The following is a 22,261-nucleotide window of genomic DNA, read 5'->3' as shown; positions in this document are numbered from 1 at the left end:
AGCTAACTACCCCTTACGCAAGTTTTCTATAACCAAGATTATGGCTACAGTAATCGCCGTGCTACCGCCTACGCCCTCAAGCCATTGTATCCAATTGAAAAAATTGAATGTTTCGAATGTAAGGAACACCGTACAATAAAGTAATACAACGATAATTGTGTAATATATAAAGTTGCCCACACCCAACGTATTCATTGAAGGTTGCAGGTCGTCAGGACTATCACGCTGCACAAAGAGCATCAATATATATGGTTGAAGCAATCCGAGCAGAGTCAACGAAGCTGCTGCCACCCCCGGGGTATTGGAAAAAATATCTATACAAAGTCCAATAGTAAATCCCCATACGAGAATTCCCCACCGTGGATAGTTTCTGCGAAAAAGAAGCATGATATATACATACAACATCGGCGTAGCACAATCGAAGAGATGTATCCTATTGAGAACCAGCACTTGAGTCAATAAGAGAAGGATAAAAAACAATAGCTTTCGAAACTGTTCCATAATCGTAACTCCCTAATTTTCTTTCGCCTTAATCGAATCTTGAGCAGCACGCAACAGATCAATACGCTCCTGCATTTCCGTATTATCTATAACACAAACATCACGCAATCGCCCGAAATTCGTCGATAGTTCGATATTCAAACGATAAGACAACCCGTCGGCAGAATTATACACATGCATAATCTTTCCGACCAAAATACCCGGAGGAAATACAGACGAATAGCCACTGGTTACGATTTGGTCGTAGAGTTTAAAGTGCGCATGCCGCGGAATATCATCGACAAAAGCCCTTTCAGAACTCCCGCCTGTCCAGTGTAAGTAGCCGAAATAGCCACGATCTTTAATCGTGCAGCTAATATTCGACTGAGAATTAAGTACCGGTATAATTACAGAATAATGAGTCGACACGAGATAAACGATACCCACAACACCCGTACCGCATGCAACTCCCATGTCTTTCTTTACTCCATCGGCCGCTCCTTTATCTATCGTGATCAGATTGTCCTTATCTCTAAGTGTATTACTTATAACCTTTGCATCAATCAGACGATACCCCTGAAAGGCTTTTACATCAGTCCTATCCGTACGAAATTCGGCAGAGTCTTTCGTTATGGCGAGCAACTTTTCCGACAACATGTTGACCTGACGCTCCAAATACAGATTACGTTGGGTTAATTCCTGATTAACCGAAGAAAGCGAGAAGAGCGCCTCTATCTGCGAATCCCACTCATAAACCTTCCCTGCAACTACATTAGCCGATGAAAACCACACACTGCCTTGATAGCTATTGTATCGAAACAACAGCACAAGACTGGCTACCTCAAGTACAATAAATACGAACCAATGATTATACTTTGCAAGAAATGCTAAAAGATTTCGCATGGCATACCTAACGCATCAAGAAAGAGAAACGGTCTACATTCTTCAATGCAATGCCGGCACCTTTTGCTACACTATGCAATGGATCTTCTGCAATATGGAACGGAATGTTAATCTTGTCGGTAAGTCGCCTATCAAGTCCGCGAAGCAAAGCACCGCCACCACTCAGATATATACCATTCTTTACGATATCAGCATAAAGTTCCGGAGGTGTATTCTCTAATGCACTCAACACCGCATTCTCTATTTTAGCTACGGTTTTATCAAGACAATGGGCAATTTCCTGATAACAAACAGGAACTTCCATAGGCAATGCAGTGATGCGGTTCGGCCCATGCACGATATAATCTTCGGGGGCCTCTTCTCCTAAATCGGTCAATGCAGAACCCACATGTATCTTGATCCGTTCAGCCATACGTTCACTTACCTTCACATTATGCTGTCGACTCATGTATTCCTGAATATCTGCTGTAAGGTCGTCACCGGCAATGCGAATGGAATTGTTGCTCACAATACCACCCAAAGAAATCACTGCAATCTCGGTACTGCCACCGCCTATATCAACAATCATATTGCCTTCAGGCGCTTCAACGTCTATACCGATACCGATAGCTGCTGCCATAGGCTCAAATATAAGGTAAACATCGCGACCTTCGGCATGCTCTGCAGAATCACGAACAGCACGTAGTTCCACCTCAGTACTACCCGATGGTACCCCGATTACCATACGAAGAGATGAAGGAAATAGCCGGCTTCCGCTGTGAACCATCTTAATTAGTCCGCGCATCATTTGCTCGCAAGCAGTAAAGTCAGCAATAACACCGTCACGTAACGGCCGAATGGTACGAATATTGTCATGAGTCTTCTCATACATCATCTTAGCCTTCTCGCCCACAGCAATCATTTTATCCGTACGACGGTCAAGTGCAACCACCGATGGCTCGTCTACTACGATTTTATCATCGCTGATAATAATTGTATTTGCCGTACCGAGGTCCATTGCAATTTCCTGAATGAAAGAAAAAAATCCCATCTTTTAAATTTTATTTGTTTAGTTGTTAGCTGGGAATAAAAAATGCTGATTACTCTTACAGAAACACACGCTTCTATCAAGAAACATTCACATTATCGCAAATAAATAACCATAATTCATTATTCCACAATCATTATTTCATAATTTATTTAGCAAACCAAGCATGAATGGCCGTATCGTAATGGCTGCTTATGCCAAAAGCCCTGCCGGCAAAAAGTTTACGTTCTTCAAGCGTGGTTTGTGCACCGTTCTTATTCAGAATATCAAACAGCATGCCGTATTCAGCCCTACTGGGCACAATAACTACATCTTTAAAATTCTTAGCTCCTGCACGTATCAACGATATTCCTCCGATATCTATTTTCTCTATAATATCGGCATCTGGAGCTCCACTTTCTACCGTTTGCTCGAAAGGATAAAGATCTACTATCACAAGGTCTATGGCTGGAATGTCATATTGCTCCATCTGCTTACGGTCGACTTCATTATCACGACGTGCAAGAATTCCCCCGAATATCTTCGGATGCAACGTTTTAACACGACCACCAAGGATGGAAGGATAAGAAGTAACACTTTCTACTGTCTGACATTCATAGCCCAAAGACTCAACAAACTGTTGTGTTCCCCCCGTAGAAAGAAATTTTACCCCTTCATCATGTAACTTAGCAAGCAACCTTTCCAGCCCGTCTTTGTGAAAGACCGATATCAGTGCTGTCTTTATTTTCTTTATTTCAGCCATAAATGCGCACTTTATAATTTCAGTTTGCAAAGTTACTAAAAACACTTGAATAAGGCACTTGATAAGCTAAAAAAATGCTCTGTTTGAAACAATTTATAACACACCCTTAACGATTATTCCCAAACACCGCATATATTTCCATGGAATACCGACCATATTTATATTTCTTAAAGCATTTACATATTATTTTTATCTACATCAAATAGGCATTATATTCATATAATCTTTTGTATAATAGAAAAATAATTCGTACTTTTGCGATATATTTATTTTTAATAAAATCTAATTACAATTTCTAACCAATGCATCTTAAATGAAAACAAAATTACTCATTGCGGTATTGGTTCTTTGTCAGTTTACTGCATTTGCAAAACCGATTACAAAGGAACAAGCCAAACAAAAAGCAAAAACTTTCCTCACCTCAACTACAGCTAATGGCATGAGAAAAGGCAAAGCAAAAGGAACATCTTCACAGTTAACTGCCGTTATGGAAGATCCCAATTTCTATGTTTTTAATGTCGGAACCGATAATGGCTACGTGGTTGTTTCGGGAAGTGACCGTACACAAGCCATATTGGGCTACACTGATGCGGGGGCAATCGATGCCGGAAACATTCCTGATCCGATGAAAGAATGGTTCAAAGAACTATCTACAGCTGTAGCAATGATGGAAAGCGGACAAACTGCAGGTAAGAAAAAGGTTTCACAAGCCAAAGCATCATCAACCAGATCGATAACGAAGAACGTTATTCCTATACTCGTGCAATGCCGGTGGAACCAAGGAGAGCCCTATAATCTCGACTGTCCTGAGTATAAAAGCAAGAACGGTAATAAAGGTAGATGCGCCACCGGATGCGTAGCAACAGCCATGGCACAGATTCTCGGCTATTGGAGAACCCCTGTAACAACTGTTCCCCGAATCCCTTCCTACAAATATCTTTATGAAGATTCTCTTTATACACTCGACGCTCTTCCACCGGTAACATTCGATTGGGAGCATATTACAGATATCTATGATGACAATTCCTCTGCAGAAAGTAAGAAGGCCATCAGCCAATTGATGCGCTATGTTGGGCAATCCGTACATATGAGTTACGGCCCTTCTTCGGGAGCAGGCATAGGACATATCGCCACAGCATTCATCAAATATTTCGGTTTCGATCCTAATCTGCATTATGAGTCGCACAGCAGCTATTCCTACCAAGAGTGGGAAGACCTAATTTATTCAGAACTTGCAGCGGGGCGTCCATTAGCGATGAATGCCAATACTTCCGAAGGAGGAGGCGGACATGAATTCGTTTTAGATGGCTACGACGGCAACGGCTACTACCATATAAATTGGGGATGGGGAGGCCTCGACGATGGCTATTTCTTGCTTACAGTCATGTCACCCGGGCAACAAGGAATCGGTGGCAGCTCGAGTGCCGACGGATACTCTATGGGACAAGGAATCGTTGTAGGTATTAAACCGGCTGAAAGCGGTGCCGTAGCAGACGAGGAGGTGCCACGTATCAGTATCTTCGACCTGCGATTGGATAATACAACATATACGCGAAAGTCTGCAAAAAGCTACTTTACACCAAAAATAACCTATGCCGCCGGCACAAGTATGCGAGAGAGCTATATTTTCGATACAACGTTCACATTATACGACACCAAGGGAAATATTGTGAAAGAGAACATCGGAATGGAATCCGGTTTCAACCTTTCACCGGGCACATATTGGCCCACCCGATCCATTACGACTTTGTTCGGGCCGGGCCTCCCCGACGGTACATATTACATAAAAGGGCGTAGTCGTAAACACGGAACGGATGATTGGGTGGAAGATAAATACTTCAACACCAACTACATCATTGCCGAAATCAAGAACGAAACTGAACTTACACTTACTATTTTCCCAATATTCAATCTAAAGGTAAACTCTTTAGACCTGATAGGCAATAGCAGCGTGGGCACAGAACAGAAAGTTAAGGTGAATATCACCAACAACGCCAGCGAATACTACAACGAGATGTACCTGATAGAAGACGATAAATGGATATCGGGAAACTGTGTAAACCTGCCTGCAGGCAAGACCACAGAGGTGTTCTTTAAATACACGCCCAAAACAGCCGGCCAACATACGCTCGCACTTTCAAGGTCAAAACAAAAGGAAGATATCTTCTATACTACCACAAAGACCATTACCAAAGCTACTAAAGGTAACCTCGCCATTGTGATGACACCGCTCTCGTATGTGGAAAGTTCCACAAATCCGAGTACTATCTATGGCAACCAAATGAACATGCAGGTAAGGGTATTCAATAAAGACAGCATTCCTTACATCGGAAACATTAAGGTTGCGCCATGGGAACTTGCCGGAAGTTATTACTGGATCAGAGGAGAGTTAACCCAAGCCATTAATCTTGAGGCCGGTAGAGATACCACCCTTGTGTTCGAAATCAAGAACTTGAACATCGGAAGTACCTATAAATTCCACACTAACAGCGACAACAGCGGTTCTGCAAATTGCGGCGACTTCTGCGTAAGGACAGGTATTCAGTATTGGACAAGCGATGGTATAAAGCATGGAGCTAAGAACCAATCGGGCTTCTCTGTAACAAAAGATATGGTAGCTGTCGATATTCCGGGCAAAAGCACACCGGTTACGATATCCATTGGCGACGAATACAACAAAAATCTCATTGTATATTATGAAGAAAATGCAAACGTCAGCAAACGCGTATTAACGATTATGAAAAAGAAGGTCAATAATATAGTCTTCGGAAACGAAGCCGAAAAAATTGTGATCGACGATACATACGATCTTTGTGTCCCCAAATCGTTTACGGCAAAACAGATATCTTATGCCCATAAAGTGGGAAATATAGACACTAACCATGGTTGGAGCACCATCGTCCTGCCATTTGCGCCACAGACAATAGAGGCCGGTGGTAAAGCTATAGACTGGTTCCGCAACGCCACAGACACAGGAAAAGAACTCGTATTGAAAGAATTCAGTTCGGCCGAAGATAATCACGTATATTTCAATTTTGCCGATAAACTGAATGCAAACCGTCCATATATGGTTGCTTATGCGGGTACTCAAAACGGCAAGATATTCAACCACAGCGGACAGACAATTACTTTCAGCGCAACAGACGCAATGGTCGTGGCCGCAGAACGGATATCTACTTACAGCACTGATTATAAATATATGGGGACGATAATCGCCGACACACTGGATAATGCATATACGCTCGATGCCGATGGGCGGCAGTTTACGGCTGTAAGCAAGGCCACCATCGCTCCTTTCCATGCATACTTCGTAGCTAACAATCAGGATGCAGCTACTGCAAAAGCGCTGATTATCGGCGACGAAACAACAGCTACAGGCATTACCGACATCAAGACCGACAGACAAGACAAAGAGATGAATCTGTATAACGCAAACGGCATAAAAGTTACCGTAGCAACAGAATACAACATTACCACTGTTCTGAAATCGCTGCCCAAAGGTATTTATATATTCAACGGTAAGAAATACGCCAAATAAAAACTTGCAATATTTTTCACAAACAATTCTTCGTGGAGTCTCGCATCGTTGCGAGACTCCCTTTTTCATATCTGTTTTTACACCGCAAAAACAGCAACAAAGCAAATCTCAATAACGATTAACTAATCTTTCTTTCCTCATATATACTTGTTACTCCATACCTCTAAAAGCTATAGGTAATATTTCTAATACCATTATGTCATCCATCCGTTTCACCTATTCATAACTATCGGACAAAAGACAGTTGCCATCATATACTTTTAGTTATAAGGCACAGCACAAAAACATGAGGAAATAATAGGAGAAAACCATTAAGGATAAGACATAAAAAACTGCCGATTGTATGTGCAAGACATACAAATCGGCAGATAAATACGAATGCCCGCTGCCTATCGGGCAGCTTTTACATTACTCACGATTTCCTCAAACGTTATTCAACCGTCCAACCGGTATTCTGAACAAGATTGCGGTCGCGGTTTATATCCATTTGTGGTATCGGGAAGAACGACATACGTTTGGTATAGATACGGTGCTGTACTTTCAGACGTTTATAGAAATTCAACTGATTACTTTGCTCCGTTGAACTTCCTACGTTGTTCACATTAAAACCGAGCATGTCGCCACCTTCTCCGCCTTGATGATACGAAGGATATATCCAACCATCGCCCTGCTCCATGTCAGCAACACCCCAACGACGCACATCGAAGTAATGTTTGCTTTCGAAAGCAAGCTCAATCAACCGCTCACGATAGATTACCTTACGAATGAAATCTTTATCGTAAGACTCCAATTCCACACGGCTCTTCCCACGCACATCAAGTGCCGTTTGGTCTTCGGCATTAAGGCCTTTATACTCAGGTATGCCTGCACGGCTGCGTATCAAGTTCACATAATGCAAAGCTGTGGCCACATCGCCGAGCTCATTGCAAGCTTCAGCATAGTTCAGATAAACTTCCGACAGACGTAGCTTTACACTGTAAGGCACACTCTGACGCGATCCTTGATCAACATAGAGTTTGCGCGCTATTACTCCAAAGACAGGATGATCGTGCCCGTTCTTCGCCGGACCAGAATTACCATTAAGCGACATATCCGTATAATAGGTCTTTGAAGCATCGAAATCCCAACGTCGGTTTTGAAAAGTGAACGCAACATAAAACCTCGGTTCGCGGTTGTAGAACTGCTTCATTACCCTATTATCGCTCGAAGGCGTAAAGTATGTATAGCCCGAGAACTGATCCTTGTAAGATAAAGTGCTGAGCATAGTGCGCACGCTGCTTGCAGTCGGGTTATCCACATCGTAAGTAAAATAATCGCTATCATCATCTATACGAAGACCATTTTTCGTAAAGAAGAGGTCTATCGTTTGCAAAGGCACCGAAAGAGCACCCGCTCCAGATTGCGCATTTGTAACACCGCTATGCTTCGGACACATTTCATAATAAATACGGTTATTGGGTACCGTACGGAAGAATATCTGTTCTTCATTATCCGGTCTACCGAGACAAGAATAAAAACAAGAGTTATAAGGATCGGAAAGTTTAACATCTGTCACGCGTTTTCCCGTTACATCGCGATAAACCAACTGGAACTTACCGCTGTCGATTATCTTCTTTGCAGCGTCGCGGGCATCCTCCCATTTCTTCATATCCTCACCCTGAGGGAATAACAATGTGCCATCGGTATTTTTCAAATCCTTGTAATAAGGATCTCCATTGAACAACATACTTGCCCGGAACATATAAACCTCGGCAAGAATTCCTTCGGCCGCCTCTTGCGTAAGGTTGCCTGCAAATTGGTCATCGAACGCGCCTGCCTCATTGAACTGAGATATAAGATTGCCGCCATTGATAGCTGTTTTCAGTTCCGATGTAATGTAATTAAAACACGAATCTACCGTACAGCGCGAAAGCATCATATCACCTAAAGGATCGTCGATGGTGTACACACGGTCTCCAACAATAGGTACCGGCCCGAAAAGCCTCATAAGATTAAAATAAAAATAAGCGCGCAACGCTCTTACTTCTGCCTTTGTCCATGCCTTTTCCTTATCGCTCATCGGCGTACAACGGTCTATCTCGGCCAAATATATATTTGCCTTTTGAATAGCACGATAATAGGCTGTCCACTGTTGGCGTACATATCCGGTCGAAGGATAGAGAGTACCCAAGATGATATTGTTGGACTGGCACTGCGACCAAGGCAAGTATCCTTCATTGCAAGCTACCGTCCACACGCCCTCCGTAGAGTATTGCGTATAGTTATCCATATTCGTATTGTCAGGAATATAAGAATATATATTGGTCAACCATTGCAAGGACAATCCGCGATTGGTAAATACGTCGTTAATATCGATCACATCGCTCGGCACCGTATCGAAATAGTCTTCACACGATGTAAAAGCAATAGCCGTAAAAGCTAAAAATAATATACTAAAAATATTTCTTTTCATAATTTACATGATTTCTTAGCCATTAAATATTGAAATTAACGCCGACAGAGAATGTCCTGACATTCGGATAAGATATACCGTTATCAGTATTAAGCTCCGGATCCCACAGCTTAAACTTACTGAAAGTAAATACATTCTCGCCCATGATATAGAAACGGCCGCCCTTGAGTATACCGTTACGTTCCCATGCCTTAGGGAAATAATATGAGATGGTGAACTGTTTCAGACGCATAAAGCTTACATCGCGCTGCCACCAAGTACTTGTAACAAAGTTGTTGGTATTCGATGCGTCTTTCTCACCCCATGCCAAACGCGGATAAAACACATCGGTCTTGGTCGGATTATTAGAGTTCCAACGATCGGTAATATTAGAATAAAGGGTTCCACCTCCCGTAGAACTCCGGAACGGACGTATACCATTCCCTTGAAGTTCGCGGTCTGCATCGGCCACACCTTGGAAAAGAACACCCACGCCGATATTCTTATAACGAATATCTCCTCCGAAGCCGTAATAGATACGGGGAATATCACCTCGCCCTATACATGTCATATCGTTTTCGTCGATGTGTTTATCACCGTTCAAATCTTTATACATAATATCTCCCGGTTTTACCAGTTCTCCCGGATGAGTTTCACCGAACTGTGTAATACCACGCTGAGTAATCTGTTCGGTACTGGTATACAGGCCTTCTGCAATGTATCCCCAACGGGCAAGCACATTGTGTCCACGGCGCTCCAACCACGGATATGCCGGCTCTGCTTCCGCGTTTTCAACGACTTTATCCGTATTTTCTGTTATGTTGCCACGCACGGATACGAAAAGGTCTTTACCGAACTGATGGCTATATTCCAACGCTATTTCATAACCTTTGTTCTTTACTATGCCGACATTAGCAGATGCCGTAGCGGCAAATCCTGCAAGAAGAGGCAAATTGTTGCGGTCTACAAAAATTTTTGTACGGCGCTCCTTGAATAAATCGAACACAAATGTAAGGTCGTCGTGCAGGAAATTGATTTCGATACCGAGGTCTTGCTTACGTATCTTCGACCACTGTGCTTGGAAACCGTATTTATTGTATCCTATGCCATCAGTGCCCCAATAAGAGCTGTAACCGCTCTTTCCAGTAATCTCGGTAAAGTAACCGAAGCGACCGTTTTGGCTATCATTACCCACCGTACCGTCAGAATAGCGCAGTTTCAAGAAAGAGATAACATGCGAAACCGGCTTCCACCACCCCTCATTAGATGGCACCCAACCGATAGCCCATGCAGGGAAAGTACCGAAACGATGTCCCTTTGCAAAGTTCTCCGAACCGGTATAACCAAGGTTGGCTTCTACAAAATAACGGTTATCATAGTCATAAGTCGCACGCGCAGAAAGGCTCTCCTGCTTATGAGGTAACGAGCCAATCAAGTCGCCATTGGCATCACGATAGTTTCTAATATTGAAAACAACAAGACCACTCACATTGTGACGTTTCGCAAATGTATGCTTATAGTCGAGTGCCGCTTCAAAATAGAATGTACGATACACCCACTTGTCGGATTTGAAAGACATGGTTGTATTGCCTTTGAATTCTTCTTGAAGCTTAATATTGCCATTCTCGTCATAAAGATTTCCGTCATCAAGCCATGTATCACCGGTAGTAGGGTCCTTTGAACCGCTCGGTTTCCACGTACTGTTATCTACGGAATAAGACAATGTTTGCGTTGCTCTCACATCGAAAGCAACAAGTGCTCTTGCCGTAAGTCCTTTGCTCCAATCCCAAAAACCGAGGTCTTGTGTAATCTTCAGGTTCGAGTTAACCTGCGTATTATACTGTGTTTGATAACCTCTACGGGTAAGCTCTACCCACGGATTATCAAGTTCACGCTGAACTTGCGAATACCCCGGGTTCTCTCCATTGGGATATTGCACCGGATAAATAACCGGATTTGTATTCATTGCCCTTGTATAAATATCATTAAGACTTCTATTCGGATAGTTTCCACTGGCAAAATAACCACTTACGCCGACATCGATATTTGTCATCTTCGTAGCCTTTAGATTAACGTTCGTCAAGAAGTTGTAACGATTATAGTCGATCTCGGTGCTGTAATCTTGCGTTGGATCGGTCTTCGTCAGGCCCTTCTCCTGATAATAAGAAAGCGAGATGTAGTAATTAGCATTCGGTGCCCCCCCCCGTATATTGAGATTTACGCGCCGGTTCCACCCATACTTATGATAGAGTTCTCTCATCCAATCTACATTAGGATATAGATATTTGTTAATTGAACGCTGGCTTTCCAGCTCTGCTCTCTGTTCAGAAGTAAGTTCAGGTGTAGGAAGTCCGTTGGCTACTTTCGTATTTGTTATATATTGTTGTGAGTAATATGCCTTTCCATAAGAATTATTATACGCCTCGTTCACAGCATTCATATATTCTATACCATCGGCAAGATCGGGTACTTTTGTTAGCTGTGTAATTCCTTGATATACATCGACAGAAAACTTTGGCTTACTTACAACACCCGGCTTTGTAGTAATTATTATAACTCCGTTACCGCCTCTCACTCCATATACTGCCGTAGAAGCTGCGTCTTTCAATACAGTTACCGACTGAATATCTTCTGGATCGAGGTTATTGAAACTACGTTCAATACCGTCGACAAGTATCAACGGTCCTTCATTACGGTTAGTAAGTGTAGAGATACCACGCACCCAAATATCGGAATCATCTTGCCCCGGAAGCCCCGTACGCTGCACAGAAACCACACCCGAAACGCGTCCAGCAAGAATAGAACTCATATTTGCAACCGGTGCCTTTACATGATCCATCTTCAATGACGACTGTGCACCAAGCACAGACACTTTCCTTGCTGTGGTATAACCTACAACCGTAACTTCGTCAAGTTTACTTACTTCATCTTTCAAAACAAAGTCTATCAATGTTCCTGTTACCTTTCGCTCCTCAGACTGGAAACCGATATATTCAGCAACAAGTATTGCTTTATCCGAAGAACACGCAATATTATAAATACCATTCACATCGGTAACGGTAACATTGTTCGTACCTTTTTCTTTTACAGAGACACCTATCAATGGATCACCATTAACGTCTTGTACACGGCCGGTGACCTTAATAGGCGCAGCAAAAGCAGGAATGGATACAAGTAATATTGCAATGAGCAACAAACCTTTCCATAATTTTTCTGTATTAGCTTTAAACATACAATAAAGGTATTAGTATCAATACCGCCGGAATATCCCGCACGGAATAATTCTATTAAATGTAAACGGTGGCCGAAGTTACCTCCGGTCACCTTATTTTTCAGTTTAGTTATTAACTATCTTATAAGACTTCATCGTACCATTGTTTACAATAGTAATGATATAGAGACCATGTCCCGGAAGAGCAAATATTGCTTTACCGCTGCTTACATTTACGGAACCTACTTGTTGTCCGGCAACATTCGTCACATAAACCTTAGCAGTTCCATCGATGCCTGCAACCGTAAGAACATTATCAGATGCAGATATGGCATAACCGGCCATAGTATCGTTTGTAATAATATCATTGATTCCTGTAGATATATTTCCGAATTTCTTCAATACCGGATAAGGATATTCTGCATCAGCAGGATCGATGCTCCAGATATCGGTAAAGTTCCAACCAAGGTCTGTATAGGTACTTGCAACTTTCAAGAGTGCAGCGTTCACTCTTGTTGCATCTTCTACATTTCCACCTTCGACGGTTATATTCTTCGTAGGCCATGCCAAAGCATTATCACCCTCTACATTAATCGTAGCATTATCATTGATAACATTGTTAGTAAAGTTAACTATTGCATTCGGTAAATTACCGGGGCCATTTCCTCCAATAAACGCACTGGCTGCGTGAGGAGAACCTTTACCAACGGATGCAAGATTACCAATAGATACGCAATTATTGATTTCAATTGTACAATTTCCCTTGTCTATCAAACCTATAATTCCGCCAACCCATCCGCGAGTGGTCACCGATGCAGAACCATTATAATAACTATTGGAAACATTAAGGCTGCCTATCGTACATCCAAAGAAACCTCCGACCTGACTGTAGCCTGTAACGTTGACATCTACATACGTATTGGTCACAGCAACACTATTACCATCGCCGGCAAGACCGGCAACATGATCGTTACCTATAACCGTTCCAGCAACAGCTACTTGGTCGACTGTACCGCTTAGCAATGTACCGGCGAGGATTCCTACATGGTTGCTGCTCGGAGCATTAATCGTTGCATTGACAAATGCAAGGTTCTTGATCGTTGCATTATTAGTATAACTGAAGAAACCAATTTCAGAACCTCCTGTTTCATTGATTGTCATATTCAAAATCTTATGACCGTCGCCATCTAACGTACCACTGAATTGTGCAGACTTACTACCGAGCGGATGGAACTCTACACCATTCATATCAATATCTGTAGTAAGCCTATAGTTTCCTGCCAAGTTTCTGGTAATCTTTTGAAAATCATCCACTGTCGAAATTTCAGTAACCGTACTGCTCTCTCCAATATAAACTCCAAAACTATCGTCACCAGATACTGTAAAATACGAGGCGAGACCATCTGCGAACAGAACTTTTACGGTTACATCGCCCGAGCCTTTAAAGTTTCCATTTTCATCTCCTGCGTAAAGGGCGACTTCTTCTTCTGAATAGGAAGCAAGTTCACTGCCTTGAGTAAGAGTAAAGTTGATGTCTTGTCCCCAAGATGCATGAACACATTTCAAACTGATTGCCTCAGAACCATCCTTATAAAGGATAGACTTATTCAACGGCATATCGAATATTGTTGTTGTAAGCGGAGCATTCATCCACTTTAATACTGGCAACATTTTTCCCTCTGTCCCGTCAAAATATTTCCAATTGTTATCGAAATCGAAACCGAGTCCTGTCAAGAAAGCTTTCGTTTTAGCCGTTTTATCAGCCACATTAGCTGCATTTGCAGAAGTTGCATCCGTCTGGTTTTCCATTACACCGGCATCGTTAGAATCGGAACCGATATACACAGTCTCCATTGCATAATTATTCTCCAACGTAACAGCACGGTTTGCAGGATTCGTAACCCTACGTATCATAGAGCCATAGATATGGGAAGCAGCAACCAAGTTGTTCCTAATCGTCGTCGTAGCTATGGTTTCTTTGCCTTCTGCATCATGCCCGGCAACATCAATCAAGCTAACGATACCGGTAACATTTCCTGAGCCTTTACACTCAACGATACCAGTAAAGATACAATGCTCGATAAGTCCGCCACGGGAAACTCCCACCAAACCGCCAGCCTGATAATACAGAGATACTACATGCGAATCCGAAATGCAGTTAGAAACAGTTCCGCCAACCATATTCGGATCGTCTTCAGACAGTCCTTCCACATTTCTTATCATACCGACAAGAGCACCTGTATGATCATGTCCTTCAATATATGAGTTAGCCACATAGCAGTTCTTAATAGTAGAGCCCTGAAGTTGTCCTACGATCGTACCTACGTCCTGATCGCCTCCTACTACATTTGCATTTTCGAAGCCAAGGTTCTGTATAGTTGCATTTTGAGCAACTTCGAAAAATCCTACACGACTCGTAGATTTTTTGATTGTCATGTTTTTAATAACATGACCCTGACCATCGAACGTTCCAGTGAACGCTCCTAACGGAGTCCAGTTTTCTCCTGCAAGGTCTATATCGTTCATCAACTTGTAATCACCGCCAAGGTTATTTGCCATTTCCTTTAAGTCTTCCACGGTAGAAAGGTTATAGTTCATGCTTTCTACATGGATATTCTGTGTAAAAGTGGCACCATTAGAGAAAGCATCCCCAGCTGTAGTATAAGTTACTACGGCATCGCCGAGGCCTACAAACTTCAAGTTCGTACCATCTACTACGACTGCATCGGTATTACTGCTTGTAAGGGTAACCGGTCTTTGCAATGCAGACATGGCTCTACTGCTATAAGTTTTGCCGATTACACACTTTGCCGGAAGCGAATTTACCGCAATACCGTCGCCATCAAGCGGATAAGTCATACCCGTAAGAACGGGATATACTCCATCCGCCAATATCCAAGTAGAAGTATTAAAGCCTATTCCCGTATAGGTAGAAGCTTTCTTTAAATCTTCTACACTCGTCAATGTGCCCTGAAAATCGCCTTCAAGAGTTGAGATATCAACCTTTTGTCCGGCACTGTAAATCACAGTCGAAGCCGAAGAAAGGTTATTCTCCGCAATATAGCTTCCACCATTGCTCCAACCGATAATACTGTGTACTTTGTTATTTGCCCCCGACAACATAACGGGAGCACCAACACTACCTTTCACATTGGCCGTGCCGCCATCTATTATACTGACAATGCCACCGGCACCATTGCTCGGTGCAGTAGCCGAGCCTAAGAATAGCACATTGGTAAAAACGGCACCGTTCGTCCATCCGGCGATGCCTCCACCCTGATGAGTAGTGCTGAACGCACCGGCTGTAGACATACAGTCGCTGATCGTTGTAAGGTCTCCGGCATCATCTCCAATACGAGCATCGCCCACTATACCACCAATATGATCGTAACCAACCAGAGTTCCAGAAGTGAAAACTTTCGTTATTTCTGTCGCACTTGCCTGTCCTGCCACAATTCCGGCCTGCTTGTTACCGAGGATATTCGCACCGGTAAAGCGTACATTTTGAATTGTAGCTCCCTTGGTAAACGCAAAGAAACCTACATTATCAGCTCCCGACTTAATCGTGAGCCCCTTGATAGTATGCCCACCTCCATCAAACATACCGGTAAACGGGGTACCGGAAGTACCTATGGGCACCCACTCTTCGCTCAGAGTAATATCGTTCGCAAGAACATAACTACCCGCCAAATCATCGGCTATAGCCTTCAAACCAGCCTCATCTGTGATCTGCGTCTGTGCATAGACACCCACCGAAGCCATCAAAGCAATTGCCATAACCAACGATTTCTTTAGTTTAAGTAATGTTTTAAACATAATTAATTGATTAATTGGTTAATAATAAAAAATAATAGATATAGAAACTAACTTCTTTATATTCGTATCACTTATCAAGTATTTCCGCCAACTGTATTTCATCATTCGACTGATCGCACCACAAAAAACAACTCAAAACTTATTGTTTGTTCGTTTCATAGGGCATTACATTTTAACTTATAGGGTTGGTAGTCGATTTAAAATCTTTATTCTGTATCAGTATATGTACTGCAAAGATAACACAAATGAAAGCAATAAGAGCTTATTTTCAAATTACCAAATGCTGTTTTTCTTTCTGTAAAATAGTCCGCACCTCGACAATTTCAGGTAGACTTGATTACAGTCGGTTTACATTATTCTCGGCAAAGATAAACCATTTTTTGCTAACAAACTATTTTTTTGCCAGAAAAAAAAGAAAAAATTAAAAGAAAAGTAAACATAGAATATTAAAATCATTGCATCTTTTATAAAAGGACATTCCATTAACTTACAATTGTCAAAGATTTATTTATGACAATATAATCAAACAGAATATTTCACAAAAAATACGGTTTCAAACCAAATATCTATTCCCAAAATAAATGGTGACTACTGTTTGTATTCAGATTTAAAACAAGCTACCGTCCGAGCATACCGGTTGCCAAAACTTCATAGTTCATAAAATAAAAATCCCTGCAAGCCTACAACTTACAGGGAAACTGTACTAAGTAGCGGGGGTGGGACCCGAACCCACGACCTCCGGATTATGAATCCGACGCTCTAACCAGCTGAGCTATCCCGCCATTTTTCTTGTTTTGCGGGTGCAAAGGTAATACAAACTTTCCGAATACACAAAAAATATTTATTATTTATTGTGCGCATCTTTATTTTTTGTTCTTTACTTTTTGAATACCAAAATAAATCTGTAAACTACAGAAAATATGCAAAATAATAGACCTAAAAGCTGAGTTTCACACGGCTTTTAAGCAATGAGCTCATCTTTATCAAGAATGTATGCCGATTACGAGCAGTAATTATCTATGTAAAATATCTTCTACATATATACATTATTAAGTTTCTATTACTTTCTTTTCATGCAGCCATAACGAAATAAAACTATTGATTACAAAGTGATTATATCGGCATTTAAGTTGATAGAATGTCAGCAAGATTTCGTATGAACACAATTTCTTGCAGTCATACACCTATTTGCTAATTGGTATACAACTATCATGTACCAGCAATAAAGCATAACTGAAGAAAATATATACCATAGTAACATGAAAGGAAAGTTTTATCGGAAGAATACTCAACATACAGTTTTCCATTGTATTTCTGTCATATCATCAGCATAAACAAAGTTATATTACCATGATAAACAACATTTTATAAGAGTACTGACAAATGGTAGCAAAAAACACATTTTCTTGTTTTCTATGTTCTTTTATCACAAACCGACATATTTACTAAGCGACCGGAAAGTATCTGCATATATAAATTAAAAGAGGTGAGGATAATATTCATCCGTAATAAAAAATACAAAAAAGAAGAATATCTGATATTTTTATGCTAATTTTGCATATCTGTTTACACCCTTGTGCAGAACAAATAAGGTTAACATGCTTCGGATCAAAAAATTAGATATATTCATTGCAAAACAATTCGGCTTGCTGTTCATAGGAACATTTTTCATCTGTCAATTCGTGCTGATGATGCAGTTTTTATGGAAATCTATCGACGAATTGGTAGGCAAGGGATTATCTATGGAAGTCATGGCACAGTTCTTTTGGTATGCCGGACTGATGTTAGTACCGCAGGCTTTGCCCCTTGCAATACTCCTATCTTCGCTGATTGCTTTCGGTAACTTGGGCGAAAGTAGCGAGCTTACGGCCATCAAGGCTGCCGGCATATCATTGATACAGGCTTTCAGATCACTGATTATCATTTCTATCATAATCAGTTTCAGTTCTTTTTACTTCCAAAATTACGTCGGCCCTACGGCAAATATGAAGATTGCACAGTTATGGATATCCATGAAACAAAAGAGTCCGGAACTCGCTATTCCCGAAGGTATATTCTACGATGGCATCCCCAACAGCAATCTTTACGTGCAAAAAAAAGACATGGAAACGGGTAAGCTTTACGGTATCATGATATATCGTATGACCGGAAGCTATGAAGATCAGGCCATAATCCTTGCCGATTCGGGCATGTTACAGTCCACTGCCGAGAAGAAGCATCTCGTGCTAACGCTTTGGAGTGGCGAGTGGTTCGAAAACATGCAAGCCGAAGAACTTGCTAACAGCGCATCCGTACCCTACCGAAGAGAAACATTCGTATCGAAAAAAATTATCCTCGATTACGACGGCGGGTTCAGTATGGCCGACGCCAATTCGCTCTCTAACAATGCCAGAGGCAAAAGTCTCAAGCAACTTTACCAAGGCATAGATTCATTAAGACAGGTATACGACAGCATCGGGAGGGTGTTCCTTGCCGATGTAGACCGTTCTGTATTCCCTACACTAAACCTGTCTAAACACGATTCCATAGCTGCAGTGAAGACCGCCATGCGAGGATCGTACAACTTCGATTCGATATTCAATAAACTGACACCCGATGCCAAATTGAGTGCAACCAACTATGCATTAAACAAAGTGCAGTCGGAAGTAAGCGATTTAGACTTCAAGAGTATGATCACAACCGATGGTGACAAGCTCATACGAGAACACCGTATAGAAATGATCAGCAAGTTTACGTTGGCACTTTCGTGCCTGATATTCTTTTTCATCGGTGCTCCTCTCGGCGCCATTATCAGGAAAGGAGGCTTGGGAGTACCCGTTATAATCTCGGTACTTGTATTTATCGTGTATTATATTCTGGACAATACAGGCTACAGAATGGCCCGTGGCGGCATGTGGACAATAGAATTCGGAAAAGGACTGGCACCCGCCGTACTCATTCCGCTGGCCGCTTTCGTTACTTATAAAGCCAATAAAGACTCCGTGGTATTCAATATAGACATGTATCGCGAAATGTTTATGAAAGCATTCGGTTTGCGTGTAAAGCGCCATATCTCCAGCAAAGAGGTTATCATCAACGATCCTGTATATGCTGAAGATGCTGTTAAACTCGAAAGAATGAGCAGCGAGATAACGGTATACTCTAATGAGCACAAACTGGTATCGGCACCGAATATCATCAAAGTATTCTTCAAATATCAGCCCGATCATGAAATTGAACGTATCAATGATGAGATGGAAAAGGTTATTGAAGACCTTTCAAATACGAAAGACAAGGTTATACTGCATGAGCTCAACAGCTATCCTATTCTCGCGGCCAAGTCCCACACACGTCCGTTCGAACACCAATGGATGAACGTTGTTGCAGGATTGATCATACCAGCAGGAGTTTTCTTTTACCTTCGGATGTGGCGTTTCCGTATCAGACTGTATCGTGATTTAAAAACTATTCAGCGTACCAACGGCAATATTGTGGAACGCATTCGAACAATGAACTTATAAAGATATCATAATATTAATGTATAGAAATATGGGAGACTTCAAACTAAATAGCATCGAGGATGCTGTAAAAGATTTCAAAGAGGGTAAATTCGTTATCGTTGTAGATGATGAGGACCGTGAAAACGAAGGAGACCTTATTATCGCAGCCGAGAAGATTACCCCCGAAAAGGTGAATTTCATGCTGAAGAATGCCCGTGGTGTATTGTGTGCTCCGATTACGCTGTCGCGCTGCGAAGAGCTCGACTTACCGCATCAAGTGAGCGATAACACCTCGGTATTGGGTACTCCTTTCACGATAACCATCGATAAATTGGAAGGTTGCTCTACCGGTGTTTCCGCTCACGACAGAGCTGAAACCATTAAAGCCCTTGCCGATTCTTCTTCTACCCCACAGACCTTCGGGCGACCGGGGCATATTAATCCGCTGTATGCCCAAGACAACGGCGTGCTCAGACGAAGCGGTCATACCGAAGCAGCGGTAGACCTATGTAAACTTGCAGGGCTATACCCCGCCGGTGCATTGATGGAAATCATGAGCGAAGACGGCACGATGGCACGTATGCCAGAACTGCAAAAGAAAGCACAAGAGTGGGATATCAAGATCATTACCATTAAAGATCTCATTGCTTACCGACTGAAAAGAGAGTCTATTATCGAAGTGGGAGTAAAAGCAGACATGCCCACGAAATACGGTCACTTTAAGCTAATCCCCTTCCGTCAGCAAAGCAACGGCGTCGAGCACATGGCATTGATAAAGGGCGAGTGGAACGAAGACGAGCCTATCCTCGTGCGCGTACATTCTTCATGTGCCACCGGCGACATACTCGGAAGCAAGCGTTGCGACTGTGGCGAGCAACTGCATAAAACCATGGAAATGATAGAAAAAGCCGGTAAGGGCGTCATCATTTACATGCAGCAGGAAGGAAGAGGCATCGGACTGATGAATAAAATGGCTGCTTACAAACTGCAGGAAGAAGGTTACGATACAGTAGATGCAAACGTACATCTTGGGTTTAAACCCGATGAACGCGACTACGGATGCGGTGCACAGATGCTCCGGCATTTGGGAGTTCATAAGATGAGACTGCTTACCAATAACCCTGTAAAACGCGTGGGATTAGAAGCGTATGGTTTAGAGATCGTAGAGAACGTTCCTATTGAGATCGCTCCGAACGAATACGATTATAAGTATCTGAAGACCAAAAAGGAACGCATGGGGCACACATTGCACCTTAAATAAAAACAAACACGACCTTTAACAAAGATAGGCATATTCTCTAATGGGAACAGATGAGCTGTGTGTCAAAACTTGTCGCACGCTTTTTACAACACATTGATTATCAACAACAAGGCTCTATTCTATTGTGTCAGCATGGAATAGAGCCTTTTTTATACGATAATTATTTTTTATATTTGCAATAAAAATAAAATGTGTATGAAAAAAGGTATAGTTATACTTTTCGCAGCAGCGGCACTTTTACTCGGCGGATGCAAGCCTCATCTCAATCAGAAAACCGCTAAATTGGTAAAAGAACTGGAATTTTACGGTCAATTTTATACCTCTCCGCACACTGGAATGAGCGGCACAAAGAGTGCACAATGGGATATTCCGGAACATCTTTCGCAATGTGCCTCGATGAAAGAACTTACCTATCTGGCATGGCAGCACGAGTCGCCGGTGGTAAGGCTAAGCGCTTTCAAAGCCATTTTGATAAAAAATCCCGAGGTGGCGGTAAGAATGGCCATTGTAAACCTAAACGACAAAAGTGCCGTAGCTACCATCAACGGTTGCGAAGGTGCCACCGAAAGCACAGAAGACCTGCGCATACAAATGATACAAAATAACACAAAACGGTATCATATATCAAAGAAAGACTCGATACAGATTGATAGTTTGGTGCTCTATACGCCCCATCTTGGATATATGTATTATCTTAATACTTTACTCGACAAGTTGCCTCCCCTTCCCCGTTACTATAATAGAATAAGGAACATTTATATAAATGAGGATAATACAGATGCCCTGCCGATGCTCGCCAAATACCGAACAAATGAAGCAAAACGATTTATATTCGAAGAATTACAGCCAAAGAAGGTTCCTGTTATTAAGACTTCCAATGAAACTATAATATATACAGTTAGAAAAACAGGAGAATACGACTGGAACGGAAAAGACAAACTCACGATTAAGGATGTATATTATTGGCCTGATGATCCTGATTACAGAAAGTATAATGCCTACAAAGCCATTGCCAACTGGCCTAATCAAGCATTTATACCCACCGTAAAGAAGATGTATATATCAGGTATTATACAGAATGATACACCTGCGGCAGAAATCGTATTCCGTGCACTCTTAGGTTACAAAGAGCCGTGGGCATACGGCTTGTTGGAAAAAGCAGTCAGCAGAGAAGGAAAACCTGCCGACGACTATTATACGGACTGGAATCGATATTGTTTTCATGAAGCCTACAGAGAAAATCCGTCAGCTTACTATCTTCCCTTGGCCAAAAAGTATCCGGAATAACCGTTATGTGTACTGGCATGCAATGAGAATAACAATAATTTGTACAATTAGAATAAAAAAGGAGGCTTTAAATTACAAAAATAACA

Annotated in this window: 11 protein-coding genes and 1 tRNA gene; 4 read left to right on the top strand and 8 right to left on the bottom strand. The window is 42.0% G+C overall.

The window, feature by feature from the left end; translation table 11 throughout:
• Positions 1–6: 6 nt before the first annotated feature.
• The 4 genes from mreD to HMPREF0663_RS06900 form a co-directional block, all read right to left on the bottom strand.
• Positions 7–501 carry a rod shape-determining protein MreD gene (mreD, locus tag HMPREF0663_RS06915; protein ID WP_004369630.1) on the bottom strand — a complete coding sequence of 165 codons (495 nt, stop codon included), beginning with the start codon at positions 499–501 and terminating at the stop codon, positions 7–9.
• Positions 502–513: 12 nt separating this feature from the next.
• Positions 514–1,383, bottom strand: a complete 870-nt coding sequence (gene mreC / locus HMPREF0663_RS06910) for a rod shape-determining protein MreC (protein ID WP_004369627.1) — start codon at positions 1,381–1,383, stop codon at positions 514–516.
• A gap of 7 nt (positions 1,384–1,390) precedes the next feature.
• The gene (locus HMPREF0663_RS06905) at positions 1,391–2,413 is read right to left on the bottom strand and encodes a rod shape-determining protein (RefSeq protein WP_004369625.1); all 1,023 of its coding nucleotides are present in this window, start codon (positions 2,411–2,413) and stop codon (positions 1,391–1,393) included.
• Positions 2,414–2,558: 145 nt separating this feature from the next.
• Positions 2,559–3,152 (bottom strand): bifunctional phosphoribosylaminoimidazolecarboxamide formyltransferase/IMP cyclohydrolase PurH, encoded by a 594-nt coding sequence (locus tag HMPREF0663_RS06900; protein WP_004369624.1) that lies wholly within the window; start codon positions 3,150–3,152, stop codon positions 2,559–2,561.
• Between the two features lie 313 nt (positions 3,153–3,465).
• On the opposite strand from HMPREF0663_RS06900, the gene HMPREF0663_RS06895 reads away from it, so the two are divergent.
• A complete protein-coding gene (locus HMPREF0663_RS06895) occupies positions 3,466–6,690 on the top strand; it encodes a C10 family peptidase (protein ID WP_004369623.1) in 3,225 nt (1,074 codons plus the stop codon).
• Positions 6,691–7,120: 430 nt separating this feature from the next.
• On the opposite strand, the gene HMPREF0663_RS06890 is transcribed toward HMPREF0663_RS06895, so the two are convergent.
• From HMPREF0663_RS06890 to HMPREF0663_RS06875, 4 genes are all read right to left on the bottom strand, one after another.
• Positions 7,121–9,142, bottom strand: coding sequence for a RagB/SusD family nutrient uptake outer membrane protein (locus HMPREF0663_RS06890; RefSeq protein WP_004369622.1), 2,022 nt, complete (start codon positions 9,140–9,142; stop codon positions 7,121–7,123).
• A 22-nt stretch (positions 9,143–9,164) separates the two neighbouring features.
• Entirely contained in the window at positions 9,165–12,353 is a 3,189-nt protein-coding gene (locus HMPREF0663_RS06885) for a SusC/RagA family TonB-linked outer membrane protein (RefSeq protein WP_004369621.1), read from the bottom strand.
• Between the two features lie 105 nt (positions 12,354–12,458).
• Positions 12,459–16,148 carry a ZmpA/ZmpB/ZmpC family metallo-endopeptidase-related protein gene (locus HMPREF0663_RS06880; protein WP_004369620.1) on the bottom strand — a complete coding sequence of 1,230 codons (3,690 nt, stop codon included), beginning with the start codon at positions 16,146–16,148 and terminating at the stop codon, positions 12,459–12,461.
• 708 nt (positions 16,149–16,856) lie between these two features.
• Positions 16,857–16,930, bottom strand: a tRNA-Met gene (locus HMPREF0663_RS06875).
• 816 nt (positions 16,931–17,746) lie between these two features.
• On the opposite strand from HMPREF0663_RS06875, the gene HMPREF0663_RS06870 reads away from it, so the two are divergent.
• The 3 genes from HMPREF0663_RS06870 to HMPREF0663_RS06860 all read left to right on the top strand — a co-directional run bounded on the left by HMPREF0663_RS06870 (position 17,747) and on the right by HMPREF0663_RS06860 (position 22,175).
• Complete coding sequence (locus tag HMPREF0663_RS06870; protein ID WP_004369619.1) at positions 17,747–19,648, top strand: LptF/LptG family permease; 1,902 nt, start codon at positions 17,747–17,749, stop codon at positions 19,646–19,648.
• A 28-nt stretch (positions 19,649–19,676) separates the two neighbouring features.
• Entirely contained in the window at positions 19,677–20,888 is a 1,212-nt protein-coding gene (locus HMPREF0663_RS06865; RefSeq protein WP_016665302.1) for a bifunctional 3,4-dihydroxy-2-butanone-4-phosphate synthase/GTP cyclohydrolase II, read from the top strand.
• Positions 20,889–21,083: 195 nt separating this feature from the next.
• On the top strand, positions 21,084–22,175 hold the full coding sequence (locus HMPREF0663_RS06860; RefSeq protein WP_004369617.1) for a hypothetical protein: 1,092 nt from the start codon (positions 21,084–21,086) through the stop codon (positions 22,173–22,175).
• Positions 22,176–22,261 lie beyond the last annotated feature (86 nt).

This window comes from Hoylesella oralis ATCC 33269 (assembly GCF_000185145.2).
Taxonomy (GTDB): domain Bacteria; phylum Bacteroidota; class Bacteroidia; order Bacteroidales; family Bacteroidaceae; genus Prevotella; species Prevotella phocaeensis.
The sequence above is the reverse complement of the archived record's forward strand: the minus strand, read 5'-3'. Positions and strand labels throughout refer to the sequence as shown.